The 23,962-nt window shown below is 39.7% G+C and carries 27 protein-coding genes and 1 pseudogene; 5 read left to right on the top strand and 23 right to left on the bottom strand.

The window, feature by feature from the left end; translation table 11 throughout:
• Positions 1–23: 23 nt before the first annotated feature.
• The 3 genes from IQ246_RS19145 to trxA form a co-directional block, all read right to left on the bottom strand.
• The gene (locus IQ246_RS19145; RefSeq protein ID WP_194004924.1) at positions 24–689 is read right to left on the bottom strand and encodes a nitroreductase family protein; all 666 of its coding nucleotides are present in this window, start codon (positions 687–689) and stop codon (positions 24–26) included.
• A gap of 102 nt (positions 690–791) precedes the next feature.
• Positions 792–1,901 carry an alkene reductase gene (locus IQ246_RS19140; protein ID WP_194004923.1) on the bottom strand — a complete coding sequence of 370 codons (1,110 nt, stop codon included), beginning with the start codon at positions 1,899–1,901 and terminating at the stop codon, positions 792–794.
• A gap of 148 nt (positions 1,902–2,049) precedes the next feature.
• On the bottom strand, positions 2,050–2,376 hold the full coding sequence (gene trxA, locus IQ246_RS19135; RefSeq protein ID WP_162394459.1) for a thioredoxin: 327 nt from the start codon (positions 2,374–2,376) through the stop codon (positions 2,050–2,052).
• Positions 2,377–2,457: 81 nt separating this feature from the next.
• On the opposite strand from trxA, the gene IQ246_RS19130 reads away from it, so the two are divergent.
• Positions 2,458–2,805, top strand: coding sequence for a helix-turn-helix transcriptional regulator (locus tag IQ246_RS19130; protein ID WP_194004922.1), 348 nt, complete (start codon positions 2,458–2,460; stop codon positions 2,803–2,805).
• Positions 2,806–2,967: 162 nt separating this feature from the next.
• Here IQ246_RS19130 and IQ246_RS19125 read toward each other — a convergent pair whose 3' ends face one another.
• The 3 genes from IQ246_RS19125 to IQ246_RS19115 form a co-directional block, all read right to left on the bottom strand.
• Complete coding sequence (locus IQ246_RS19125) at positions 2,968–3,156, bottom strand: hypothetical protein (RefSeq protein ID WP_194004921.1); 189 nt, start codon at positions 3,154–3,156, stop codon at positions 2,968–2,970.
• A 633-nt stretch (positions 3,157–3,789) separates the two neighbouring features.
• Positions 3,790–4,779 (bottom strand): adenosine kinase, encoded by a 990-nt coding sequence (locus IQ246_RS19120; RefSeq protein WP_194004920.1) that lies wholly within the window; start codon positions 4,777–4,779, stop codon positions 3,790–3,792.
• Positions 4,780–5,142: 363 nt separating this feature from the next.
• Positions 5,143–5,340 carry a transposase gene (locus IQ246_RS19115; protein WP_244142085.1) on the bottom strand — a complete coding sequence of 66 codons (198 nt, stop codon included), beginning with the start codon at positions 5,338–5,340 and terminating at the stop codon, positions 5,143–5,145.
• Here IQ246_RS19115 and IQ246_RS19110 point away from each other — a divergent pair.
• The 4 genes from IQ246_RS19110 to IQ246_RS19095 all read left to right on the top strand — a co-directional run bounded on the left by IQ246_RS19110 (position 5,331) and on the right by IQ246_RS19095 (position 9,304).
• Positions 5,331–5,588 carry a hypothetical protein gene (locus IQ246_RS19110; protein ID WP_194004919.1) on the top strand — a complete coding sequence of 86 codons (258 nt, stop codon included), beginning with the start codon at positions 5,331–5,333 and terminating at the stop codon, positions 5,586–5,588. The two genes, IQ246_RS19115 and IQ246_RS19110, sit on opposite strands and share 10 nt — an antisense overlap.
• A gap of 230 nt (positions 5,589–5,818) precedes the next feature.
• Positions 5,819–6,943, top strand: coding sequence for a site-2 protease family protein (locus IQ246_RS19105; protein ID WP_194004927.1), 1,125 nt, complete (start codon positions 5,819–5,821; stop codon positions 6,941–6,943).
• 700 nt (positions 6,944–7,643) lie between these two features.
• Entirely contained in the window at positions 7,644–8,363 is a 720-nt protein-coding gene (locus IQ246_RS19100; RefSeq protein ID WP_194004918.1) for a PEP-CTERM sorting domain-containing protein, read from the top strand.
• 185 nt (positions 8,364–8,548) lie between these two features.
• Positions 8,549–9,304 carry a peptidylprolyl isomerase gene (locus IQ246_RS19095; RefSeq protein ID WP_194004917.1) on the top strand — a complete coding sequence of 252 codons (756 nt, stop codon included), beginning with the start codon at positions 8,549–8,551 and terminating at the stop codon, positions 9,302–9,304.
• A gap of 84 nt (positions 9,305–9,388) precedes the next feature.
• On the opposite strand, the gene cas6 is transcribed toward IQ246_RS19095, so the two are convergent.
• The 17 genes and pseudogenes from cas6 to IQ246_RS19010 form a co-directional block, all read right to left on the bottom strand.
• Complete coding sequence (gene cas6 / locus IQ246_RS19090) at positions 9,389–10,540, bottom strand: CRISPR-associated endoribonuclease Cas6 (protein WP_194004916.1); 1,152 nt, start codon at positions 10,538–10,540, stop codon at positions 9,389–9,391.
• Between the two features lie 186 nt (positions 10,541–10,726).
• Complete coding sequence (locus tag IQ246_RS19085) at positions 10,727–10,984, bottom strand: helix-turn-helix transcriptional regulator (protein WP_244142084.1); 258 nt, start codon at positions 10,982–10,984, stop codon at positions 10,727–10,729.
• 229 nt (positions 10,985–11,213) lie between these two features.
• Positions 11,214–11,609, bottom strand: a complete 396-nt coding sequence (locus IQ246_RS19080) for a hypothetical protein (RefSeq protein ID WP_194004915.1) — start codon at positions 11,607–11,609, stop codon at positions 11,214–11,216.
• Between the two features lie 200 nt (positions 11,610–11,809).
• Positions 11,810–12,343, bottom strand: a complete 534-nt coding sequence (locus IQ246_RS19075; protein ID WP_194004914.1) for a hypothetical protein — start codon at positions 12,341–12,343, stop codon at positions 11,810–11,812.
• On the bottom strand, positions 12,340–12,630 hold the full coding sequence (locus IQ246_RS19070; protein ID WP_244142083.1) for a hypothetical protein: 291 nt from the start codon (positions 12,628–12,630) through the stop codon (positions 12,340–12,342). The genes IQ246_RS19075 and IQ246_RS19070 overlap by 4 nt, the downstream gene beginning before the upstream one ends.
• 356 nt (positions 12,631–12,986) lie before the next feature.
• Positions 12,987–13,628, bottom strand: coding sequence for a hypothetical protein (locus IQ246_RS19065; protein ID WP_194004913.1), 642 nt, complete (start codon positions 13,626–13,628; stop codon positions 12,987–12,989).
• Between the two features lie 2 nt (positions 13,629–13,630).
• Positions 13,631–14,695, bottom strand: a complete 1,065-nt coding sequence (locus tag IQ246_RS19060) for an RAMP superfamily CRISPR-associated protein (RefSeq protein ID WP_194004912.1) — start codon at positions 14,693–14,695, stop codon at positions 13,631–13,633.
• Between the two features lie 2 nt (positions 14,696–14,697).
• Positions 14,698–15,141, bottom strand: coding sequence for a hypothetical protein (locus IQ246_RS19055; protein WP_194004911.1), 444 nt, complete (start codon positions 15,139–15,141; stop codon positions 14,698–14,700).
• Positions 15,138–16,082 (bottom strand): RAMP superfamily CRISPR-associated protein, encoded by a 945-nt coding sequence (locus IQ246_RS19050; protein ID WP_194004910.1) that lies wholly within the window; start codon positions 16,080–16,082, stop codon positions 15,138–15,140. The genes IQ246_RS19055 and IQ246_RS19050 overlap by 4 nt, the downstream gene beginning before the upstream one ends.
• 29 nt (positions 16,083–16,111) lie before the next feature.
• Positions 16,112–16,732: a hypothetical protein gene (locus IQ246_RS19045; protein ID WP_194004909.1), complete on the bottom strand. Its 621-nt coding sequence runs from the start codon at positions 16,730–16,732 to the stop codon at positions 16,112–16,114.
• A 10-nt stretch (positions 16,733–16,742) separates the two neighbouring features.
• Positions 16,743–17,615: a CRISPR-associated RAMP protein Csx7 gene (gene csx7 / locus IQ246_RS19040; RefSeq protein ID WP_194004908.1), complete on the bottom strand. Its 873-nt coding sequence runs from the start codon at positions 17,613–17,615 to the stop codon at positions 16,743–16,745.
• Between the two features lie 7 nt (positions 17,616–17,622).
• Positions 17,623–18,741, bottom strand: a complete 1,119-nt coding sequence (locus IQ246_RS19035) for a putative CRISPR-associated protein (protein ID WP_194004907.1) — start codon at positions 18,739–18,741, stop codon at positions 17,623–17,625.
• Positions 18,742–18,803: 62 nt separating this feature from the next.
• A complete protein-coding gene (locus tag IQ246_RS19030; RefSeq protein ID WP_194004906.1) occupies positions 18,804–19,214 on the bottom strand; it encodes a hypothetical protein in 411 nt (136 codons plus the stop codon).
• Entirely contained in the window at positions 19,211–20,434 is a 1,224-nt protein-coding gene (csx10, locus tag IQ246_RS19025; RefSeq protein ID WP_194004905.1) for a CRISPR-associated RAMP protein Csx10, read from the bottom strand. Before csx10 ends, IQ246_RS19030 begins: the two co-directional genes overlap by 4 nt.
• Complete coding sequence (locus tag IQ246_RS19020) at positions 20,431–21,141, bottom strand: RAMP superfamily CRISPR-associated protein (protein WP_194004904.1); 711 nt, start codon at positions 21,139–21,141, stop codon at positions 20,431–20,433. The genes csx10 and IQ246_RS19020 overlap by 4 nt, the downstream gene beginning before the upstream one ends.
• Positions 21,138–23,549, bottom strand: a complete 2,412-nt coding sequence (gene cas10 / locus IQ246_RS19015; protein ID WP_244142082.1) for a type III-B CRISPR-associated protein Cas10/Cmr2 — start codon at positions 23,547–23,549, stop codon at positions 21,138–21,140. Before cas10 ends, IQ246_RS19020 begins: the two co-directional genes overlap by 4 nt.
• A 23-nt stretch (positions 23,550–23,572) precedes the next feature.
• Positions 23,573–23,833, bottom strand: a pseudogene (locus IQ246_RS19010) (BamA/TamA family outer membrane protein); the annotation flags it as partial.
• Positions 23,834–23,962 lie beyond the last annotated feature (129 nt).

Raw genomic sequence — 23,962 nt, 5'->3', positions numbered from 1 at the left:
CCCCATACCCCATGCCCCATGCCCTATGCCCTATAAGGATTACCTATTTTGTCTACAGAGACGTTGTAGGGGAATGGTAAACGACCAGGATTCAACCGTGGTTCTGCTGCATAGCCTACAGGAACTAAGACAGCGATCGCTAAATCTGGATTCTCAGTTGCACCAATCACTTCTTTAACTTGGTCTTCAATCCAGCCATTCATAAAGCAGGTTGACAATCCTAAACTTTCTGCTGCTAAGACCAAATGGGTGGCCGCAATCATGGCATCTTTGATGGCATATTCCCGCCGCTTATCTCCCAGTGCTGCTTGGAATTGCGGAACAGCGGTTTGAAAATACTTCACTGTACCTTCATTCCATGCTCCTGTTTGGAGTCCTTGCTCTAGGATTGGGGTCAAGTCTTTTTCGCCTGCTGTTGAATCAGCAGCAAAGATGAATGTAACAGGGGCTTGGATAATTTGTTGTTGATTCCAAGATGCTGCTGCTAGTGCTGCCTTTTGTGCTTCATCTTGGACGAGGATGATTTGCCAGTCTTGGATGTTATAACTGCTGGGTGCAGCGACGGTCAACTCTACTAGTTGTTTGAGCAGTTCTGGAGCAATAGGATCTGTTTTAAAAGTTTTGATGGAACGACGTTTGAGTATAGCACTGGGTACATCCAGAGCTTGAGTTTGGGTAATAGGACTCATGATCTTCCCTTAGGTAATTTTATCACATTGCTATAGCGCTTTTCATTATCGGACTTAATGTCCTGTAGGTGCAAAAAGTCGCCGAAAAGCAGATTGCAGAGATTATTGATTGGCTACCTTGTTAGCAACTGACCAAAATGGATAGTCTGTATATCCCTTATCACTACCACCATAAAAGGTAGTCGGGTCTGCTTGATTCAATGGTACATTCAGAGCCAAACGTCTGGGTAAATCTGGATTTGATATAAATAGAGTGCCAAAGGCAACTAAATCCGCTTCTTTTTTTGCCAATACAGCATTACCTCTTTCGCGGGTATAACCGCCATTGACAATGAGTGTACCTGTAAAGCGATCGCGCAGATGACTAGTTGGTACAATCGTCCCACCATGTCTGATGTCTGCGTCTGTGGCTTCAAACAGATGTAAATATCCCAAATCAAACCTGTTCAACGCTTGAGCTGCATAGCCAAAAGTCTCTAAGGGATTGGAGTCACGCATATCATTAAAGGTTCCACTGGGGGAAAGGCGCACTCCGACTCGGTTAGAATCCCACACACTAGTTACAGCCTCTGTCACCTCCAACAGGAATCGAGTACGATTCTCAATTGCACCACCATACTTATCTGTGCGCTGATTAGTGCCATTCCGGAGAAATTGGTCAATTAAATAACCATTAGCTGCGTGAATTTCTACCCCATCAAACCCAGCTGCTAGGGCATTAGCCGCTCCCTGACGGTACTGTTCTACAATTTCCGGTATTTCCGAAGTTTCCAAAGCACGGGGAGTAACAAAGGGTTTGCTGCCCTCAAATGTTGATGCTTGACCTTGGGGTGTGATAGCAGAAGGCGCTACAGGTAAGGCTCCATCCGGTTGTAAATCCGGGTGAGAAATCCTGCCTACGTGCCATAGTTGCAGAAAAATTTTCCCTCCCTCCTGATGTACAGCATCCGTTACCAGCCTCCAACCCGCCACCTGTTCTGGCGAATGAATTCCTGGTGTAAGAGGATACCCTTGACCTTGAGGAGCAACCTGAGTCGCTTCCGCAATCATCAGTCCAGCCGAAGCGCGTTGGACGTAGTAAGTAGCGTTCAGTTGGTGTGGAACGTTTCCCTGACCTGCTCTGTTTCGAGTTAAGGGAGCCATGACTATACGGTTGGATAGTTCCAGATTACCTAATCGGTAAGGAGAAAATAAGTTGATCTCAGTATTCATTGGTTGTATCTCCAAATATTTGTAGCAAGCTGGTAAGAAAAAGGAGTCAAGAGTCATTAATTATTCTCTTCTTCCACTCTTCCACTCCCCCACTCCTCCACTTTGGTTGTTGAGCGTAGTCGAAACATCACTCCCCCACTCAGCACTATTATGAAATATGCTGTGCTAAGGTCTTATTTAAAGTTGTCTTTGGCACTGCCCCCACGACCGTATCGACTTGCCTACCTCCTTTAAATACCATCAGTGTCGGTATGCTACGAATCCCGTAATGACTGGCAACAGTAGGATTTTGATCTGTGTTCAGCTTCACAAATTTCACCTGCCCTTCGTATTCCGCAGCTACTTCATCGACGACTGGGCCAACCATCCGACAAGGGCCACACCAAGGTGCCCAAAAGTCCACTAAAACTGGAATCTCGCTTTCTAGAACTTCTTGTTTGAACGTGGCTTCTGTGACATTTGTGATGGATGACATAAATCGTCCTCCTGATTTAATTCTATAATTCGATATTATCGAATAACAAAAATATACGCCACTTTAAGAGATAATGCAACTATGAAATTCTTATATCACCCAGATAGAAAAGATATATCTTTACCGGGAGTGCTGTATGCATTGGGCGATCCAGTGCGGCTAGAAATCGTGCGGTTGCTGGCTACTGAGGGAGAGCAATGCTGTGCTGGATTCGATTTTGCGATCGCCAAATCAACTATGTCTAATCACTTCAAGATTTTGCGGGAGTCAGGAATAGTCTTGACACGCAAAGAAGGGACGCAGCATATCAACAGCCTGCGGTATGAAGATCTAGAAGCGTTGTTTCCAGGGTTACTAGATGCAGTGTTGCAATCGGCTCAACCCTTGCCTATTTGCTCAGCAACTAAACAAAGAACATCACAGATGTAAGCGTCCCGCTACAGGTGATCAAAGTGTTCCGTAACTAAGGTGTCGTCTTGTGGAGTCGCTTCCCTAAAAATGATCTTTTGTTCTGCGTGGAGGTATTTACTATTGGAAATAGTTGCGCCGCCACGCCACCAGTAGCTCCAGTGTTAAAGGGGCTGGTATAGATTAACCAGTCAACTTAATCACACCTTGGCTCACTAGATATTCAAGCTGAGAATGGTGCTGTGTTTGCTCTCGCAGCAACTTGAGTTGCTCGTAGGTGAGAATGTGTAATCCTGGACGGACAACATAACCTTTTACAAGGATACTTTGTGGCTGCTGGCTGTCGGTGCGGTTGTAGGTAATTGAAGGCATATTTGCAATCATACAAGTCAGGACTGAGCACTAGAAGAGAATTTGACTCTTCACTCTATTACAGCTTCACACAAGTTCCGAATATTGGGTGAGTATATCCTGAAACATGCAGCAGTCGAGTTCGACCCAAACCGAATCTACATTCCCGTTGCTCCGCAGAACATTAACCAGTAAACTAAAAAGTTTTTCCTAAAGAGCGATCGCCAAATATTTTGTAACCTACGATACTTTTTGATACCCGAAGCTCTAAGAAATAGAAAGAGTATAGATAATGATTACTTATGATTAGCTGATTGATAATTTATTTATATAGGTAGTTTTATAACTTTTTTTACCCTTTAAAAGTTGCTTGATTCCTCCTTGCTTTCCTGTCTTGACAGCAGGCATCATAAATGGAATATCTAATGCCTGCAACCATCTGATTACAGGAGTATTAATTCAAAATTATTCTTATTCTTCCTAAGTGAATTTGGAATTTGGAATTTGGAATTCAAAAAATGGTCAATAATTCCTCGCCTATAACTCGTCCTAGAGGTTTTTTATAAGTGAAGGTATAAGTATTACCATTGTTAATGACTTGTCATATCTCTTCACACATTGGGTATTTGCCCCTCAAAACTTTTAAAACACCCTCTAAGCAGTAACTAATGCCTTTAATTCCTCAGTTTTTAATCTTGGCCCATAGGATGTAACAATCTTAGAAGCTGCGGCCGATGCTAATTTTCCGGCTTCTTCATAGCTCATACCTTGGGTAATTCCATAGAGGAAAGCTCCTGCATACATATCTCCTGCTCCCACTGTATCTACAGCTTTTACTTTAGGTGCAGTGATTTCGATTAATTTCTGACCATCAAATACTACTGAACCCTTGGCACCGCGAGTAATGGCAAATTTCTTACTCAGGGTTTTTAGTTTGTCTACAGCTACTTGAAAATCTTGTGTATTTGCTAGTTCTAATGCTTCACTTTCATTAGCAAAAATCAAGTCTAAACCAGTCCCAATGATGTCTAATAACCCATCTTTAAAAAATTTCACCATGTTGTAATCGGATAGGGACATGGTGGTTTTTACTCCCGCTTTTTCAGCTATTTCTCTAGCCTTTATAGCTGCTTCTTTTGCTGTGGGAGAAGTCACTAAATATCCTTCTATATATATGTATTCTGAATCAGCGAGCGCTGATGATACTAATTCTTGTGTAGAAAATTCTTCAGTAATTCCCAAAAATGTATTCATGGTGCGATCTGCATCGGGAGTTACTAACACTAAACATTTACCTGTAATTCCTGATTGGCGATCGCCATTTTTTAAGTTGGTATCTACCTGAGAGTTGAGTAAATCTTCTATGTAAAAGTCTCCAAATTCATCATTAGCCACTTTACAGGAATAAAAAGCTTTTCCTCCTAGTTGACTAATTGCCACCATTGTGTTTGCTGCTGAACCTCCACAACTCTTATGACAATGAAGATTTCTGAGATTTTCCAAAATATGATTTTGACTGTCTTCATCTAGCAGTGTCATTACACCTTTGTCAATCTTTAGCTCTTGTAGTAACTCTCTTGATACTTGGTATTCTATATCTACTAAGGCATTACCTACACCATAAACATCATATTTATTGCCCATTGTTTATCTCCTAGAATAATTTCTATCTGACTTGAACACAACTGATAATAACAGATAGGCAACTCCCTAAGAGTTGCTTGGTCATAATTTCACTAACGTCTAAGAGGATGTTTTAAAAGTTATCGGCGAATATAATTCGCTACTACACAAACAAAGTCCACCTCCGTGGACTAACCAAAAATCAAGGTTTTCCAACCCACGTTCGCGTAGCGTTCCGCAAGGAAAGGTGGGTTTCGCCTGCGTAGCCACTGCGCCCTTGCGGCTATGCCGACTTGTTCGCGCAGCGTCTGCGACAGGAGAAGGAAGTGCCGCCGACTTGTAGCAAGTGGCGCGCGATTTCTAATCGCTGAGTTTGGTATTAATTTAGACTTTTAAAACATCCTCTAAGCCTCCACAGCCAGGAATCGGTAGTCCAACCAACCCACGTTTTAAAAGATTCAATGCACTGTTCCAGTCCCGGTCAATGATTAATCCACAAGAACAGCTATGAACACCAATCGCCAAAGTTTTCTCAACTCTCGCACCACAACCAGAACAATTGATGCTATGGCGTGTTTTCAAACTCGTTATATCCTATAAAAAAAGGCGATCGCACTCTTGTCATGATCAACCGAAAAGACTTAAGTAACGAGCAGTGGGAGAGGTTAAAATCGTTACTACCATCATCAAAACCGCGAAGTCGAACGCGCTATCAACAGGCTCAAACAATTTCGCCCGCCACCCGATATAAAAAACTTGCAGCCAATTATACAGCTATGCCAAGCGATCGCCTGCATTTTGTTGTGGTTATAGTTTTAGTACGTCTTTGAGAATCATAAGAATTATTAATAAAAACTGTGCTTTATAACACTTTATTATACGTAACCAATTATTGATGTTTGAGCTTCGGAAAAACTTTTTGGTTTACTGATTAACCGCACCTTTAGGGACGGACACCACTACAGCTACAAAGATTAAATCCTCTTAACGCTTCGTTACACTAAAGACATCGAGGCAGACGAAAGTCAACATCTCGCAGATGAAAACAAAGGTGAACGACATGAATGGCACAATTCGCGTTGGTAATCTCTTCGGAATTCCCTTCTATATCCATCCATCGTGGTTTTTAGTTCTGGGTTTGGTAACTTGGAGCTATAGCAGTGGACTGGCGGCGCAATTTCCCTTAATATCCGGGGGATTAGCTGTAGTACTAGGATTAATGACAGCGCTATTGTTATTTGCCTCTGTCGTCGCCCACGAATTAGGACACAGTTTCGTCGCCATTCGCCAGGGAATTGATGTCAAATCAATTACACTCTTTATATTTGGCGGTTTGGCCAGCTTAGAAAAAGAATCGAAAACCCCAGTAGAAGCTTTCTGGGTAGCGATCGCCGGGCCTTTGGTTAGCTTAGTGCTATTTGGTAGCATGACAGCAATTGGTTTTGCGACTGCTGTATCAGGGCCATTGGCTGCAATTATCGGTGTTTTGGCTTCTGTTAACCTGGCGTTAGCACTATTTAACCTGATTCCTGGCTTGCCCTTGGATGGTGGTAATATCCTCAAGGCAGCTGTTTGGAAAATTACAGGTAATCCTTATAAAGGTGTAGTTTTCGCCAGTCGAGTTGGACAAATTTTGGGTTGGGTAGCGGTTATTTCTGGTGTACTTCCACTACTCTTATTTGGCGACTTCGGTAACTTCTGGAACTTATTAATTGGTTTTTTCTTGTTGCAAAATGCTGGGAATACGGCACAATTTGCCAGAGTGCAGGAAAAACTGACAGGTTTAACAGCCGAAGATGCTGTAACTGTTGATAGCCCAGTTGTATCTGCTAATCTTACCCTCAGAGAGTTTGCCGATCAACGGTTTATAAGTGGACAAAATTGGCAGCGGTTTTTGGTGACTGATGATGAGGGACAATTAGTAGGTGCGATCGCTGTTGATAATATGCGTTCCATACCCACAGCAATGTGGTTACAAACTCAAGTTAGAGAAGTAATGCAACCAGTTGCCCAATCTACCACAGTCCAATCTGATCAACCACTTTTGGAAGTCGTACAGCTACTCGAACAACAAAAACTATCTGCACTTCCTGTGATTCGTAACAACGGCGTGCTAGTGGGAATTTTAGAAAAAGCAGCGGTTATCCAGCTACTCCAAGGCAGAACTCAACCTAACCCTGCATAGTTGTGTAATTAAAAAATACTTTTGTCAACCTCCTTCAGAAATTCTGAGGGAATTTTTTTATCCTTAGTAAAACAAAGTACAGTTGATTAGAAAGACTTTTAAAACAACCTCTTATCTCGACTTTATCCATTTTTTGGCAACGCGAACGCTATCGCTAAAACCTTTGTGTGACGGTAGTTTTACTTTTTTAACTTCATCCATAATCTGTGACGTGGAAAAAGTATTTGCCAAAAAGCCAGGGTTTTTGCCGAATCAAGAAAGCCCAGTTCTTAATTTTGGATTAAGTCGAGCTTAGACCTTTGATTTTTAGAGAGCGATCGCTCTCGCAAATGTTAACAAAGATCCAGGTAATCGATAGACCCACAAGAGGAGGGGTTTTACGCCCGATCAATAAAATTGACTCTTGGTAGAATCAATAATACCAATTAAATAGGTATAAAAAACTATTTTATTAAATTTTATTAACAATAAGCAGCAGCCAATGTCTGCGACCCTTCGTCATTGGAGATGATTATCATTCTACTTATGATTATTTTCTTTTCTAGAAAATAATTGCTATCTAATACATGGTTAAAAAGCATTTATTTGATAGCTGTCAACTATCCCAAGAGTGATTGTTTTAATAATTAATCTGTATTATATTTTACAGCAGGTTACGAGTTTTCATGTAATTACAAAGTAAATTCATGGAGAGAAGTAGATGACAGTTATCAATGGCAATTTTGAGACTGGTACCTTCAGTAATTGGCGAACTATCGGCGATAATAGAATTGAGACGGCAGCTCTTGGAACTGGCACTAGTGAAGGGACTTTTCAAGCTTTACTTACCACTGGTGCTAGTGCTTCTGGAGGTGCTGTTGAGCAATCAGATTTGGAACAATTTCTCAAGTTACCATCTGGTCTGTTAGATAAGATGGGTAATGGAGATGTTACAGAAGGTTCTGCAATTAAACAAACTTTTACAGCTAATGCTGGCGATGTCTTAACTTTCGATTGGAACTTCTTGACTAATGAGGCAACTCCATCTTTTTTCAACGATTTTGCCTTCTTCAGCGTTAATCCTTTTACTTTGGAATTAGCAGATACTAATTCTAGTGGTTTTTTTAGCACTTCAGCTGTTAACTTTAGTCAAGAAACAGGATTTAAAACTATTTCTATAGGCATTGCTCAAACTGGAACCTACACTTTAAGTATTGGGGTTGTAGATGTTGGGGATAGTGTTGTTGATTCGGCACTAATAGTTGACAACATCCAAGTTCTGTCCTCAATTGGCGGCGGTATTCGTTCCCAGCCTGAAATCCTCACTTCTAATGCCGATATCCTATTAGAACCCAAAAGTTTTTTGGGTGAGTCAGTCTTGAGTAGTTTCCCAAGTTATGATGTTGGACAGTTTATTTCTCGAAGCCCAGAACTAGCTTGACCTTATTATTTGAGCAAGTCATCAGGTAAGAGGGCACAAGGAAAGATATTTAACCTGATACCTTTTGCCTTCACCAAACTGTAACAAAATATTTATGGGTTGAAGTTGGCATCAGATTTAACTATCTACTGTAATCTAGTCAGTCTGATGTCATCATTGACTGGAGAAAAGATAGCCTTCCAATTATGACAAAAGTCTTGCAAGTAGAAAGTAATTCCCTTATAGAGAATAAAGTCCTATTGTTGCTGCATCGTTATCAACTAATGCCACAACTTTTACAAGGAATTATTATAGATAAAGCAATTACTAACTTTTCCTGTACAGACCAAGAGCGTCAAGTAGCTATTGAAGAATTTTATCAGCAGCATCAACTTAGTTCACCTCAAGTTCAACAAGCTTGGGCAGTATCTCAAGGTTTTACACAAGAACAAATCGAAGAAATGGCGCTCCGTCCTGTACTAATAGAAAAATTTAAGCAGGCGACTTGGAAACCACAAGTTGAGTCCTATTTTGTTAATTGTAGAAGTAGATTTGACCAGGTTATATATTCCTTAATTCGTACTCAGGACTATGGACTTGCCCAAGAAGTTTACTTCCGGATTCAGGAAAAAGAGCAATCTTTTAGCGAATTAGCTCGGCAATACTCCACTGGAGTTGAAGCTTACACCGGAGGAGTGAGTGGCCCTGTACCCTTAAGTAAGTTACATCCAGTAATTGCAAAGATTTTATCTTTGAGTCAGCTAGAACATGTATGGCTACCAATCCGTATCGAAGAATGGTTTTTAATCATCCGTCTAGAAAAGTTTTTAAAAGCTCAATTGGATGAATCGATGCAACGTTACTTGATTGATGAGATGTTTGGAAACTGGTTGCAACAGCAGATGCAACAAGTTGATTCGTTGCAAAGAACGATTCAGGCTCACGAGAGTGCCATTCATTAGTGACACCACCAGAAAGTTGTTTTTCCGGCTTCATTTGCACTGATTAAGCCGTAAATTTATTCTGAATCAATATGCAAATTAAAATTAATTGATATTATCCTGTTTGAGCGCCCGACGGGCTAACTTTACGTAAGTTTTCACAGTGGTGTAAGGCATTTCTAAATCTTGGGCTATTACTTGCAACGATTCTCCCATTTCCCGCCGTGCTAAAATTGTTGCCCAAGTAGAGGCAATTTTATCGGTGCGATCGCCTCCTGTACGCTTTCGCTGTGCGGTGAATAGTGCTGTCAATTTATCAATGCGTTCTCCCAGTAGATTTGTTAGCACCTGAGTAGGTAAGCTTATCTCTGCTTCCACCCAATCTAAGCGAGTTTGTCCCAGTCCAAAAGTAGTTTTGTGTCCTGTTCCACAGTAGGGAGCCAGTCGCGCCAAAGCATAAAACAACTCGGTAAACTCAGAGTTCGCCAAAGCCGCCTTACTCAAACCACAAGACATTGCCCCTGTGAACCCAGTTACCGAACCCCGCTTGCCAGCTGCTACCTTCAACGACTCCAAGCAATGCTGATGGATGATTACCCCTTCATCTATCCAATGGAGAAAAGATTCTTGTTCTATAGACATTCCTGAAAAGTCATTCCAGCGGCGCAGGTAGCTGTGAAAAAGATTTACTGGCACCGGAAGGGGAAAATGATGACCCTTGCGGCGAAAGCTGGTAGGCGAGACAAAGCTGAAGTTGACGTTAGAGTGTTTCTCTGGTGATAACTGCAATAATTGCGGGTAAGTAGTGGGTGGATGAGCGATACTCACCTGTTGTATTTGAAGGGTAGCATCTTTTAAGTCCAGAATTTGGGGCAGTTGGGTTAACCATTGTTTGAGAAACTGCACCACTCTTGGAGACAAAGCATTGACGTGCCAGCGATAAATTTTCTTGGCTTCTAGTTGCAGTTGTCTACCACTGGCGAAGAGTTGACCTTCCAGCGCCGAAATATTGAAGGGCTTTTCCGACTCCCCATCGTGGAGATATGCAGAAAGTTCTGGGTTAAATTGCCGTACTTGGTCAAGAAACCAGGCATGGAGTCCAATCGTGTACTGAGAATAGAGGGAAGTGGAAGTGTTTGGCTCAAGGTCAAATACCAATCCCACCAGTTCAGTATCATCTGCCCATGTGGGAAGGGAGGAGGGAGATTCTGGCTGTGGCTCGGTTTTTCGCCTAGTGGATGCAGCTGCTCTTGGCATCGCTAATTGCTATAACAATGTCAAATATTGTAATCATTTTCCATCCCCTTTGGGGGAATAAGATACGTTAATCTAATTATTGTAGTTATTAACCTTAACTTTTTAAGAAAGTCAAGTTAATACTCAAGATAATCATCTGTCACTCAAATTGAGCGAGAACAATCTCCTTGTCAGGGAAATGAGCTACTATTTTAGATTTCCACCAAGAGCCTTGATATAGCGTGAGAGGGTGGAAACTTTAATATCCTGTTGGTTCTCAAACTCGGAGAGAGTAGACTCAACAATACCGAGGTCTTTTTCTAAATCATCCTGTGTCAGTCTTAACGACTCTTGTAATTCTAAAAGGGTAAGATGAAGTAGCATGAGTTGAGCGCGAGTTTTGCTCTCTGCCCTCCTTTCAGGTGTCATTCTCTTTCGCAATTCACTAAAAGGCTTCGTTTTCATATTAATCTTTTATCTTCAAGCTCTTTTAACAGTTTGTCGTAGATTGATTTCTAAGTTTAATCCCCTTGCGGGGAAGAGAGATGAGAAATTGAATAATTCAATCATCCAGCATCTCACGGATAAATTTTTCCGTCTCCCTATGGAGTCAGTCTGGTAACACTCATTAACTTGGTGTTATTCAGCAGATGACGGTTATTCGTTTCCGTCCCCTGACGGGGATTTTTACAAATTAACTACTTAGTATTACCCTGATTTTTTGAAGATTTTGAAAGGAATCTATAACTTTGAAGTTATTCTTAGTGTAATACACTTTTGCATCGGTGGTCAGACCTTGTAGATATCTGGCTTTACGACTCTCTTCCTCTAATTTTAAATAGGCGTTACGTAAATTATTGTTACGTAATTGGCTTGCCAGTTCTCTAACATAATCTCGACGAGACTCGTGGGGAGATTTTCCTGGATATTCCTGCTCTATATCACACCCCGTAACAGAAGCATAATATTCTACCCAGTGCAGAGCTGCATAAAAGCATATAGTCACAGCCCAATCTGGATAAGTTTTTTCAAGGCTATGTGCTGCTTTTTCATTGCTATTAGCTTGCTCAAGGTAGTGGTCACAAGTCATTTTTTGCCAAAGCTTAATTAGAGGTTAGAATGCACAACTAAGTTCAGTAGATTAGAAACTTTTAGAAACCGATAGACAAACCAGGGTTTGAGCTATCGTAAACAAGGAAGTAAACAGTCTTCGTTTAAGAACGTAGATGCAAAGCAGCTTGTTGCCAGACATCGCTTTCAGGCAACTAACGGTATAGACTAAAACACTGATTAATATGTTCTCTTCTGGTGTACAGGTGTTTTGCTGAAATGTCCATCTGGCATGAGTTCTAAAAAACTTTCTGATTTAGTGAAGTTGAGAGGAGGGCTTGACCAAGTTTGTCTACCTAGACCTGTACTTTGAATAGAGCCAGAATCAGCAACTTTGTGAGCAGGATCTCGAAGTTTAGAAACCTCATTTACTGGTTGAGCATGAAAATACCATTTTTCACCAGAATCATCTCTTAATTTCCATTCATAATCAATCACTAAATCTTGTACTTCATACCATACTTCATCTGACAACTCAGTTTCTGGCTGCAACTCTAGCTCAAAATCAATCCAGTGGATATCTGGAAATCTTAGAGCTATAGCCACTACCAGTTTTACATTAGCGACTTTAGCCAACTTTTGTACCAATTCTTTTACTTCAGGAGGAATTAGATCAGAACTTTGTAATTCGTCTGGTTTAGAGGAAAATGCACCAAAGTTATTCCAAGTAATGGTTAAAGTAGTGTTGTCCTTGAAGTTCGTTTTGCAAATCATCCTTCATCCTTTAAAAATTCATTTAGACGGTCTCTCAAGAAAACAGCTTGTCGTCGAGTAAATGCAAAGTTACCTAACGGATGTACTGATGACCCTGACTCTTGGTCATCATTATTAGTGAATGGACTTTCTGAAAGTATTCCTGCTATTAAAATCCCATCTTCACTATCAAGCGCTACCCGTACTCCAGTAACTAAGTATACTTTGCCCTTACTTTGCTCACTCATTACTTGCTCTTTCACTTTATTTTTCTTTTGTGTGTGAGAAGGGGGCAAAAATGCAGTCAATAGTCACGCATTTTAGCTACCCCCCTTATTTTAAGGTAGCCTTACCTAAAGTAGAGCTACCTTGTCTATAGACCAGTCCATCTCCACAAGCAGCCTACTCCTTTTAAGGAGTAGTCTTTGATAGCTGAGTGATTGACTGATGAACTGGTATAAGATCTGTGACTTTATACGGAGTGAAGAAACAATACTGTTTTTGGAAAGATTCAGAGGGCGTCGATGCAGAATAGCAGTATGTTAATGTGTTGATTGGCTTAGATTCAGTCATACAGAATGAACTCTTTACTTAAATTTTCGTATTAATTATAACACTACTAAGTCAAAAACACTGTTTTTTATAATAAAAATTTATACTATTTTTAGTTTAAACACTTAATGCTTTTAATACTTCCATCGTCTTTAAGAGATACGATTTTTACTTTAACTGTCTGCCCTTCTTGAAGTAAACTAGCTTTTTTAGGTTCCTTTTCGGTTAGCTTAATTGCTCCCAGAATTTGATAAGTTACTTTAATACCATTGATTTTGGTAACTGTTGCCTCTAATATCTGGTCAACCTTGAAGCCTTGAGATTTAGCAACTTTGCTAATTTCTGCTTGGCGGGGTGACTCAAAAGTAGGTGTGCTGAGAGTCGGAATTTCTCCAATTGGGCCTGCATCTTTGTAGTAACGCATCAAACGAGATACCCAGCCTAAAATTTGCAGTATTGTATAGGCATCTTGAACACCTTTAAGATAATCACTACAAGCTTTGTCTATACTGCGGTAATAATCTGTAGTTCTACCACTGTGACCAATTTGTCTGCCATTACTAACTAGGGTTTTTAGATACTTGAAAAATCTGGAAGTTGCATCTGCTTGATGAATAGATGCACGGAGATAAGCAACTGTTTTACCTAACTCGTTAATATCTGTATTTTCTTTTACCAAAATTTGGGCGATCGCATGGGCAATTTCCCATTGTGCATCTGTCAAAGATTCCGAAGAAATTTCAATCATTGTCATGATTAATACATTCCAGATGGGGGTTCGCGATCGCTTGGGTAGCGTAGCACTGCCGTCAGTTGATCTAATTGGGGTTGCTGAATCAGGTGCGAGTAAGCTGCTTGGATTTGTATTTGCATAAATTGTTGTAAAGCATCTCCCATTAAGTCATCAGATTTATTGAGATTGTAGGCAGAATATCGCTCTTGCAGGCTTTTTGTCTGTGCAATTTTGTCTATAGTGACTGTCATTGTTCCCATCCCAATCGGTTTACCGCCACCTACTTTTAAAGCAATAGGACACTTAGAATCTTGTCCTAAGACAATCAACAAAGTTCCTAACTCTTCTGGTAGCAAATTCTTGAAATTTAATTTAGTTTTGAAGATATATTCTCTTCCCGCTTGCTGTACAGGAATACCAGAATTTTGCCCTTTATCAATTGCTCTAATTGTGTTGTAGTAAAATTTTCGTCCTGCAACTCTACCTTGAATAAGGTATGCACTACTTTCATCTGGGCGAGGACGATACAAAGAAGGCATAAATCCTGTAGAAAAGCCCATATTTTCACATTTAGCATCGTTGAAATCAAGCAAACCTTGCCAATCTAATGCACCAAATACTCGACTAGCTGGGCAAAGTTGTTCTTTGTTGCGACAAGGTAAACGTTCGGTAGGGATTTGACTTCTATATTTATTAGTAATTACTGCTAAAGTACTGTTAGTAATTGCCTCATACACAGACCTGATGCAGCCTTTAAGGGAACTACCTTGTATTGATAGTTTTTGGTCAATACCCTGTACCATTGTTTTGATTAAGGGAATGCGATTGTTGCCAATATCGCTACCCATGAAAACTACCCCTGTGGACACATGCAGGGATGTCTGCACTTTCAGAGTAAGATATAAAGTGCCATGCAGGCGATCGCTAAAATATTTGTGATGTCCAACAGGACGCTGTAAGTTAGGGCGTTCTTTGGGAAAAGAGACGAATTCGTAAGGTTTCGGTGCAAGTTCAGGCGATGAACCTCCACCGCTAGAACGGTTAGGTCTACTAGGTGGCTGAGGTCTTTGAGGACGATTACCAGTCATATTTATTTTTCAATCGTGAGAGCAACAAAGTGTACCGCTGCCGTTTTTTTATCGATAAAATAGCGCTGGGCAATATCCAATTTTTTAGAGGGAAAACCTTTAGGAAAACGGGTTTCGGTAGAAGAATATAAATGAGCATCTCGGTCTTGAGTCTGCCAATCTTCACCTACTCTTTCAAAATCAGGATATTCACCTGCGATGCTCAAAAGCAGCACTTCATAACTATCCTTGCGTTTTTGCTTCCACCTGAGTTCAAAATTTTCATTAAACATCTGCCCCTCAATCATGGGGAAATCAGTTTCTGTGGGTGCTAATCCCCAATCTTTACTAACTTTATGAGTCCAGCGTAAGAAGTAATAGCTAGGTTCAGTTGCCAACTTTATGATTAGCTCTAGCAGTTTAGGCACTGATAAATGTTCTTTTTTGTAACCAACAAAAGGTTTCATTTTGACCCCACAAGTAGACTACTCCAAGACCTAACGCCTCGCTCAAACAAATCATTAACTGTACCCTCTCGCCAAGTAAGTTGCACTCCAAAACCCAAATCCATTTCTTGTGCAGCAACAGGTGTATCTTGGCTATCTGGTTTGGGAAAACTATATAATTTTGCTTCTTCTGATTCTAAAAATTCTCCCGCACCTAAGAGAAAAGTCTTATTCCATTGCTTTTGACTACCAAAGGCGTGAATTTGTTGATCTTTCAATTCACAACCTGGATATTGCACGATTGCTGAGTTTAATTTCACCTGCACAGTACCCAATCCGCGAGATTTGGCAAAACCTAAACCAAACCAGCCATCATCCAAATCTCGCAACACTAAACCAATTAAACCTAATTGTGCCAAAGTGAAATTCTTCAAATGAATTTTGGTATGAAATTCTCCAGCCGTACAAACTTGATAATTGAAAGGCCCAACAGCTACAGAACCAAATACTCTATCAATTGCTACACCATTACGTTCTTCAATTTTGAGAGGCTGAGATTTATCAGGATAAGCATCTTCAATTCTGACTCGGCTAGCAATGGAAGTATTACCAAACATTTGGTCTGTAAAACTAGAGAGTTTGTAAATCTCTGGTGCTGATTTTTTATCGAGATAATCGTACTTATCATTCAACGGATCATTAGCCCAAAGTATATCCGAATTATTTGGATCGCGTGTGTCTTTACCCACCGTCCTTACAATCCGTTCTGCATGGGCGCGGATTGCACCTTTTAAACTGCTTCCTGGTAAATATATAGTACGTCCGCCAGCATGATAAGTTTCTACAAATTCCATATCAGGCTTAGTCGGATCGGCTCCTTCTTTACCTGATTTAATTAGAATTGGCCCGTCGGGAATGATGCTTAAATCAATGGTGCAGTGATTAACAAATTTTTTGTGCATGACTGGATTTATTTGGGCAAATATACAGATTAAGCTGCTACTAAAGTATTTAGCTGTGCTTCACAATGTTGGAAGATAAAATTAACAACAGCAAATAGCTTATCTAGTTCGTAAATGGTACAAGGAGTGATATTTCTAGTAAATATTTCTCCTTCTAATTTGCCAAATTGCCATGTTGCACCATTGGAAACAATGCCAAAAATGACTATTTGATATTCACCGTTTAGTCTTTGAGCGGCAATCATTTCTGCTAAACATTGTGCCCAACCTGTTTCAAAGTTATCTTGTTTTGCTTCAATTAAAATAAAGTATGGTTTGTCAAAGACAACTTTACCTAATGGCGAACGTTTAGCTAAAATATATTCAGGAAAACCAGATAGTTTTTCATCATAGTTTAAGGATTGATGACTCCATAAAAGAAAATGATTGCGGTAGGTTTTCCAAACTTCTTTGAGTACGGGATAAATCAGATTTTCACAAATAGCAAACTCCGAGTTATCAATGACAGCATCGCGCATCATCAGTTCTAAATCTTCGCGGAAGTAATCAGGAATATTGAACTTCACTTCACTGATGAAATTTGATTCTGTATAGGTGACTTGAAATGCTTTGATAACTTCACCAATGGTTTTGAAATTACTGAAAGCCATATTGACCTCTTCAAGAATTTTGTGCCGCTTCGGTGGTGGAACTCGTAGGTATATTATCTCTTAAATGATCGATTAGCGAGTTCGTCCAATCTTGCTTCAAACTTAACTGTTTAACATCTTGATAGCTAGGTAGTTTATCACCTGGATTGCTATTTACCAATTCTTGTAGGTAAATTAGTAATTTGTTTGGATCGTTGTTGACATCCAGCCAATACATTTTCTCAATTTCTAGTTTAACGACACCCAAGCCACGCGATCGCCCCCCACCTAGAGGTATTTGTTCGGTTTCAAACTGGTGTAACCCAATCATCAATAGTCCCAGTTCATAGTCTTCTGCATTTTCTACCACAGCCCGAAACTCAAACTGTGTACTAGCAGGAACTACTTGGAAATCGTAAAGTTTACCATCTGCTGCTGTTTCTGTGTCTCTATCAATTGCTACACCGTCTCTTTCTTGGTATTGTCCAAACCAGGTATCAGGTACTACTGTTAAATCCCGGACTTTAAATTTGCTAGCAATCCAGGGTGAACCGAAGAGAAGAGATACTAAATCTGTTTGTTGTATAATTTGCCTGGTTAAAGCTTCGTCATCATCGTAACTATCTTTTAATTTCTTCATAGCCTTGGAAGTAATAGACCATTCCTCTTCAATGGCGGGATTAGCTGCTAAATTAGGATTAATACCTCTGAGGAAACTTTCGAGGTGCGATCGCAATGCTCCTTTGAAGCTAGAACCTGGTATTAATGGATTACCCAAAGCATCTTTAATTACAGGTAAATCAGACCCTATCGGTTCACTAGAGCGTCCTGCACTGATTCGTAGTGCTGTAATTGTGGTGAGTTTACCTGTGATTTCTAGTCGATTTTTGAATGTGTCAAACATAGTTGAATTAATTAGTTTCTGCAAATTCTTTTTGTAGATGCAAGGCTATAGTATTTGTTTCTGCTTTATTTCGCCCTGTTGTTTGAATACATAAACCCAATCCTTTATCCGTCCAAGTTAGAACAAACTCTACAATTCCATCATTAGTAGTTCGACGAATTGGATTAGTACTTCTTGAGTTGAATGGAAGAGAATTAATAATTTTTTTGACATAGGGAGAACGACAGATTTTTTTAGCAAATGCCTGGAGAATATCTATGCCGTGATCCTGTCTTAAATTTATAGGTTTACCTTGGGCTTCAGTGTCATCTTGAGGAATTAAAGAGAGAATGCTATTTTCTTGTTTAGCAAATTGTAATCGACAACGTTCATTAAATAATACTCCCATTGCTGAAAGACTAACTAAAGTTCTTTCACCATCAACTTCTTCATCAATCAGTGAATCCAGATAATTACTTGTTAAATTCTCTTCAATTTCTGACTTTTCAATTACTTTCTCACTCTCTAGATTTTCAAAAAATAGATAGTTATTCAGCCAAAAAGCTAGATCCAAGGCGATAGGTTGCGGAGGAAGTTCAATCACCTCTGAAAATTTTTCAAACAAATAGTAAACTGGGATTTCTAATGCTTGTCCAATCATCCCAGCAAATGATATCTGTGCTTTGTAGCCACCAGTCGCATTAATCGCAATTGCTTCTGGGCTAAATTTTCTCACCTCATTACTAATTTCTCGGACAAGATTTTTTAACCCCTGCTGTTTAAAAGCTTTGACATCATCATCACGTAATCCTTTAAGTATGCGTACTTCTACTTTTTCAAAAGGCAAAGGATTACTTTTTTTATTATCATAATATAGCTTCAGCAAAGTCCCTGTAGTTTTTCCGTCATCCGTATCTGAAACTAAAAATATTAAACGTATACGTGCCGCTAGTAAATTTTTATCACAGATGCTTGTAATTGAGTTAATTTCTGCCCCACATATCCGATCTGAATTTTTATGCTCAAGCAGTGATAAAGCTAACTGATTCCAGTTCTTAGACTCAAATAATTGCTTAATTGAATCTTCTGCATATTTGAGATTATTGAATAGACTAGTACCGACTGTACAAATAAGCGTGTTTCTCATAGTTTTATACCTGAAGTTTCAAAAAAATAATTTTTCTCTTGGCTATAAGCAAGATATTGCAATTATGCTGCACCATCGCGCTTATACTTCAAATGACGTGCGCCATAACCTAAATAGCGGCGAATCATTTCTAGCCAAATCGGTTTAAAGTCTGTTTGACAACACTCGGCAATGATTTGAGCATTTTTCTTGATGCTGCCATCAATATCTTCAATTATTTTTTCAGCTAGAGATTCTTTACCTCTTCCCCATTTTTTATCTCGTCCGACTTGATAGCGGATAAAGTTTTTAATTACTTCTGCACTTTCAGTAGTATCAGATACACGCACTAAGTTACGAAATTGAGATTCTTCTAAATCCCCATATTTTGTTTGATCTAAAGCATCCTGAATCCAAGTTACTAAGAAATCTTCAGCCTGACGGATACCTTTTTGAATCTTTAGCTGTTGATGTTGCTCTGATAAATTACTCATACTGCTTCCTCTCTGAATACCAGATGAAATTGATTGCAAATTTGCACATTTCCAAAACCTTCAGAAGTGCGATCGCCTATTCCTTTTACTTCTAAATCTTCCAAAGCTTTTATCCATAAATCTTCGTTAAATGTGCTAAATAAATATACAGATCCTTTATTGGTAACTAACTCCACATCTTTCATTAATCCCCAAGCAGAATTCCAGCCAGAACGATAGTCATAGCTGCTATATGCGGCATGAAGTTCTAGGGAAGAATCAGTAACGCCTGTTAACTCTTGAAGCATTTGTGGTGAAATTACAGTAGTGCGTCGCCAGTTTTCAGATAATATAGTATCGGCTTGTAAATCAAGGGTGAAATATACCCGATTTTTTGGCAAATCTTTGATGGGATTACCAAAGATATTTTTCCATTCATGCCAGCGTTGATGCAATTTATCATTGAACTGTTTGATTTGATTGGTAACTCTTGGTTTAATTTCTACAGGTAGCGTTGCTTTAATCTTGACTCTTCCTAATCCGCGGGAAGTTGCACCACCTAAACGTAAGTCTTCCTGATGATGATCAATAAAAGCTTGTAGAGATTCTGCCAAATCATCTGGCACAAAGATTCCTCCTGTATATATGATGGGTTTTTCTTTATGCTCTTGGGATTCATTTAAGACTTCAAGGCTGTAAAGAACCCGTTCTTCTGAAGTTGCTCTGCGTCGATTGATACCTACTCGCGTTAACAGACGAGTAGTTGTAGAATTGCTGTAATATTTGCCTTGAATTTGGTAAAAGCCAGTGAAAGCATCCACTCTACCTCCGTCAGCAGGGCAATTGGGATCATAAAGATGCCCATAGCCTTCAGCACAGAAACGGTCAATCAAAGTATCAAAAACGCCATTATGCTTAGGGTCATTAGGATTGGACTTAAAACCTGGCTGGTTTTTGGAACTTAAAGCAGTAGCGGGTAATACTCTGACTTCTGACTGAACTTTAATATTTGCAGGATAGGCGTTTTGGAAGATGGCTGGATTTTCACCTAAAAATAGCTCGTGAAAATTGTCACCATCACTAATAGATGTATTAGTCCATTTTAAGATTACAGCAGCGATCGCACCTCGAATTACAGAACCGGGAATGTAGCTTTCGGCTTCACTTACAGAACTACCTGGCTTTTGTCGCCCAATTGCTAAAGGAGACAGCACTTTAATTTCCAAATTAATCCGTTTCATTGCTCACCTCCTTTTGCTAGAAAATCCCATGCTGCTTGTTCTAACGGAAAGTTGGGTAATTCCCAATGCAGCCAGCCCAAACCCGCTGATTTACTACCACCCAAAGCATGAATGTGTCGTAGTCCAGCTAAAATTAATGCCTCTGCATAGATGGGCACACCAGATAGGTGAATATGTCCTGTAAACTTGATTTGGGCGTTTGCTGGGGAGGTTTCTAGAAAGTAAAGTTTTTGTTCTTCGGCGGTGTGGCGGCAGCGATTAATTGTGACACCGGGACGCAGTACCTCTGGTAAGTTATCTGGATCTTCTGTGCAGATTAGGTCATCAAATATTACACGGGATGACAAAACTGGATTCCCGAAAATTTGACAAATTAGGCAATGATGCTGGTTTTCGTAACCTAATACTTGATATTCTTTGCGCTCAAAATTTTCTGTTAATCCAGCCCTTTGGGGACACATGGTTTGTGGGTTGGGAGAAGCACAGACCGCCCAATGCAATCCTCTAGCAATCTTTTCGCATTCATGGCGTAATCTACCCTTGAATTGAGAAGCAGGAATCAGCAGGTTTGTTTCAGAGTTTTTTACAATTGGTTTATCTGCTAGTGAACCAGAAGAACCGCCTGCACCAATGCACAAAGCAGTTTCAATTACAGCCGTAATGGGATATGAGGTAATGGGGTTTGATAATTGCGAAATATAGATCATAAGTCACCCTCAGTAGTCGCCTTTTGTGCTTCAATTGCATCACTATCATTATCTGGTGAAGCAATAAAATCATACAGGTCTACAACGTCTCGCCAAATAGTTTCAAAAAGAGGATAGTCTGATTTATCATACTCAAGTGCCCCATCATCATACATCCACGGGGCTAAATTACCCTGATTATTTGAATCTTTAGGTTGACACCAGGCCTTTTCAAACTGTTCTTGCAAATCTTGGTTTGTTTGATTGAGTCGCACTCGAAAATAACGATAATTAAGAATAGCAGTTTGCTTCCCTATTTCTAATAAATTCCGAATTTGGTAAAGTTGAGATTTAGGAAATTTGGCATTTTTCAAAGCTTCTATTACTCCGATTAAACCTCCTAATTCATGTAAGGTATAGGGAGCAGCATAAAGCTTTAACTTTGGTTTAAGATTTTTGATCAATGCCTGTTGACGGAATTCTTTAATATTCGATGAAATCATGGTGATGGATTTCATGGTTAAAAAATCCACAGTACCGCCACAGTATCCAGCTTTCTTCAACTTTTTGGCACGCTCTTTCGCTGATTTCAACAACTGTTCAGTTAAGTCTTTGGCATAGTAAATGGGGGTATTATATGCCGTAATTAGCACACCAATTGAGGTACTGAGTTGACATTGAGAAGGTGCAGCCTCCGTAGGTTTATAACGATGGCATCTTTTTAAATCTATCGGCTTATTTTCTTGCTTAATTTGATAGCAGCCGATGATATTTTCACTCTCTATATTTTCTGCCAATGACACTTGTTTGAGGAGAATTTCTTCAAATCGCTCTCCGATAGTTTTAGCGATCGCCAGTGCTTTGTTAGCTGGTACAATCACAATAATGTCATCACCACCAATGGTAATAATCTCAAAAGGATGAACTAAATCACCATTGCTAAGTGTTGATTCCTCATCATTCAAATTTTGCAATTCGTGAGGATGGAGATTCTCTGCTAATGCATGATAAACTGCATACTCTGTCGCTAATTCTACATCTCGACTAAATTCCTGATACTTTTGTGGAGTCCGAATTTTTTGGATATAGCCACCCATATTGTTGCCATCAGCATAGATATAAGCAATAAAATCTTTACTAGCATTAGCAATATGGCTGAGGTTTTGAGCGATTTCAATATTATCAGCTTTCAAAGCAGCGTAATATTTTTGTTGTAAACTAGGATTTTTTCCGAGAAAGCGATTGTATCTCTCTACCCAGTTTTCAATTATGCCTGGTTCCCATTCTAGTTGAGATTCTTTATACCATTCGGGAATTAGAGGCGAACCTTTTTTGGCTCTGTTACCAACCAGATGTTTCCGAGCTAAAGTTTCGGAAAAATGAGATTCTCTAGGCAGTTTTGGTGGCTGGACAATCATCAATGCTGACCTGCGATCGCTTCCATCACGAATCAAGTAAGGATGAGTTTCAAACATCGGAGGATAGCCACGGCTGGGGCGATTAGGAAGTTCATGACCATTCCGACGTTGATTAAATAAAATTGCTAATTTGGTTGTCAGTTCATTAAAACTTTTTCGGTCTGCAAAAGCATCTTCAACATATACAGCTAAATTAGTACATCTTTCTATTTGAGATTTTTCTAAATTCTTCTCCAGGTTGCCAAAATAAGCCTGCACCAACGGTTTTTTATATTCTTGACGATACCAATCTAGCCATAATGTGTTTTCAATCGGCTCTCCTAGCAAGCCAAAGCGAATTTCTAGAAGTCTGAATTTGTCGCCCACTGCACAAGAATTAGCCGTTAAAGTTTCTGAAGTATAGCGTTTTTCAATCGCATCAGCTAAATCATCAACAAATGCAGCCGGACAGAATGCTAAAATATTGCCGCCTGTTGAATAAATAATCAGTTCAGGAATCAGAACTTCTGATAATTTGATATCTTGGTGAAAATTTTCATTTAGCCATGTTCTAACTTCGTTACACTGAATATTATAAAAATTAGGGTTGTGCGATGGCTCAAACTTATAATTAAAAAATGCAGGTAAATCAATCAGATTTATCCTATCTAACAAGGCAGAAGCACCACGAATATTTTGAATCTTGGACGATTCAAATACATATTGTTTAATCTTAGTCGCACCACCATAAACTAGACCAATACGGATATTCTGATTCCATAAATCAGGATATTTGTTGTTTAATTCATCAAGGGTTTTTGGTAAGTAATCTTGATTAATAGCTTGTAATTTCTGCACTTGCTGAACTAATTTTTTAACTTCTTCAGGAACCTCTTTCCCATCCTTCAAAGCCTGTTGCATAAGCTGTAATACTTCCAGCTTATACTTAGGTTTTCGCTCATCTCCCCAAGCTAGACACCAAGCGATCGCAATCATCACAGAACTTGGATTTTCCATATTAATTGTTTTCATATCTAGACACTCCTACTCACTATTTAAAATCGCTGACCTGTAGTGACTTCAAATCTAATTTCTCCTTGGTCGCTAATTCCTAAATCGCCCCGAATTAATCCAAAGGGTGACTTGACTCGCAATCCTAAGCCGTAACCAAAGCCACTCCCCGGTTTACCTCGTAGTACGCCGGGTTCTCCTAGCACTGTTTTACTAGACCCAAAATCGGAGCCGAAGTCAGTAAAGATAACTCCTCCTATTGACTGGAAAATTGGAAAACGATATTCTACAGAAGCCAAGCCATAACGGGAGCATCTCACTTTTTGAAGTGGCTCAAACTGACAATAATCCATTGAGGTAAGCAGAGCGATGAGCCAGGACTTGAGGAACATTTTCTCGTTTCCATTGTGCCCCAGAAATCTTTGTTCGACGGT

The organism is aff. Roholtiella sp. LEGE 12411 (genome assembly GCF_015206995.1).
GTDB lineage: Bacteria > Cyanobacteriota > Cyanobacteriia > Cyanobacteriales > Nostocaceae > Komarekiella.
Note: the sequence above shows the minus strand (reverse complement) of the source record. Positions and strands in the feature narration are given on the sequence as shown.

Coding starts and splice junctions, on each gene's coding strand:
- IQ246_RS19020 (WP_194004904.1), bottom strand. CDS start 21,141: ATGATCTATATTTCGCAATTATCAAACCCCATTACCTCATATCCCATT.
- IQ246_RS19105 (WP_194004927.1), top strand. CDS start 5,819: ATGAATGGCACAATTCGCGTTGGTAATCTCTTCGGAATTCCCTTCTAT.
- csx10 (WP_194004905.1), bottom strand. CDS start 20,434: ATGAAACGGATTAATTTGGAAATTAAAGTGCTGTCTCCTTTAGCAATT.
- trxA (WP_162394459.1), bottom strand. CDS start 2,376: ATGTCATCCATCACAAATGTCACAGAAGCCACGTTCAAACAAGAAGTT.
- IQ246_RS19130 (WP_194004922.1), top strand. CDS start 2,458: ATGAAATTCTTATATCACCCAGATAGAAAAGATATATCTTTACCGGGA.
- IQ246_RS19145 (WP_194004924.1), bottom strand. CDS start 689: ATGAGTCCTATTACCCAAACTCAAGCTCTGGATGTACCCAGTGCTATA.
- IQ246_RS19140 (WP_194004923.1), bottom strand. CDS start 1,901: ATGAATACTGAGATCAACTTATTTTCTCCTTACCGATTAGGTAATCTG.
- IQ246_RS19085 (WP_244142084.1), bottom strand. CDS start 10,984: ATGAAAACGAAGCCTTTTAGTGAATTGCGAAAGAGAATGACACCTGAA.
- cas10 (WP_244142082.1), bottom strand. CDS start 23,549: ATGAAAACAATTAATATGGAAAATCCAAGTTCTGTGATGATTGCGATC.
- IQ246_RS19120 (WP_194004920.1), bottom strand. CDS start 4,779: ATGGGCAATAAATATGATGTTTATGGTGTAGGTAATGCCTTAGTAGAT.
- csx7 (WP_194004908.1), bottom strand. CDS start 17,615: ATGTTTGACACATTCAAAAATCGACTAGAAATCACAGGTAAACTCACC.
- IQ246_RS19035 (WP_194004907.1), bottom strand. CDS start 18,741: ATGAGAAACACGCTTATTTGTACAGTCGGTACTAGTCTATTCAATAAT.
- cas6 (WP_194004916.1), bottom strand. CDS start 10,540: ATGCCAAGAGCAGCTGCATCCACTAGGCGAAAAACCGAGCCACAGCCA.
- IQ246_RS19095 (WP_194004917.1), top strand. CDS start 8,549: ATGACAAAAGTCTTGCAAGTAGAAAGTAATTCCCTTATAGAGAATAAA.
- IQ246_RS19050 (WP_194004910.1), bottom strand. CDS start 16,082: ATGCACAAAAAATTTGTTAATCACTGCACCATTGATTTAAGCATCATT.
- IQ246_RS19100 (WP_194004918.1), top strand. CDS start 7,644: ATGACAGTTATCAATGGCAATTTTGAGACTGGTACCTTCAGTAATTGG.
- IQ246_RS19125 (WP_194004921.1), bottom strand. CDS start 3,156: ATGCCTTCAATTACCTACAACCGCACCGACAGCCAGCAGCCACAAAGT.
- IQ246_RS19030 (WP_194004906.1), bottom strand. CDS start 19,214: ATGAGTAATTTATCAGAGCAACATCAACAGCTAAAGATTCAAAAAGGT.
- IQ246_RS19055 (WP_194004911.1), bottom strand. CDS start 15,141: ATGAAACCTTTTGTTGGTTACAAAAAAGAACATTTATCAGTGCCTAAA.
- IQ246_RS19065 (WP_194004913.1), bottom strand. CDS start 13,628: ATGACAATGATTGAAATTTCTTCGGAATCTTTGACAGATGCACAATGG.
- IQ246_RS19045 (WP_194004909.1), bottom strand. CDS start 16,732: ATGGCTTTCAGTAATTTCAAAACCATTGGTGAAGTTATCAAAGCATTT.
- IQ246_RS19060 (WP_194004912.1), bottom strand. CDS start 14,695: ATGACTGGTAATCGTCCTCAAAGACCTCAGCCACCTAGTAGACCTAAC.
- IQ246_RS19080 (WP_194004915.1), bottom strand. CDS start 11,609: ATGACTTGTGACCACTACCTTGAGCAAGCTAATAGCAATGAAAAAGCA.
- IQ246_RS19075 (WP_194004914.1), bottom strand. CDS start 12,343: ATGATTTGCAAAACGAACTTCAAGGACAACACTACTTTAACCATTACT.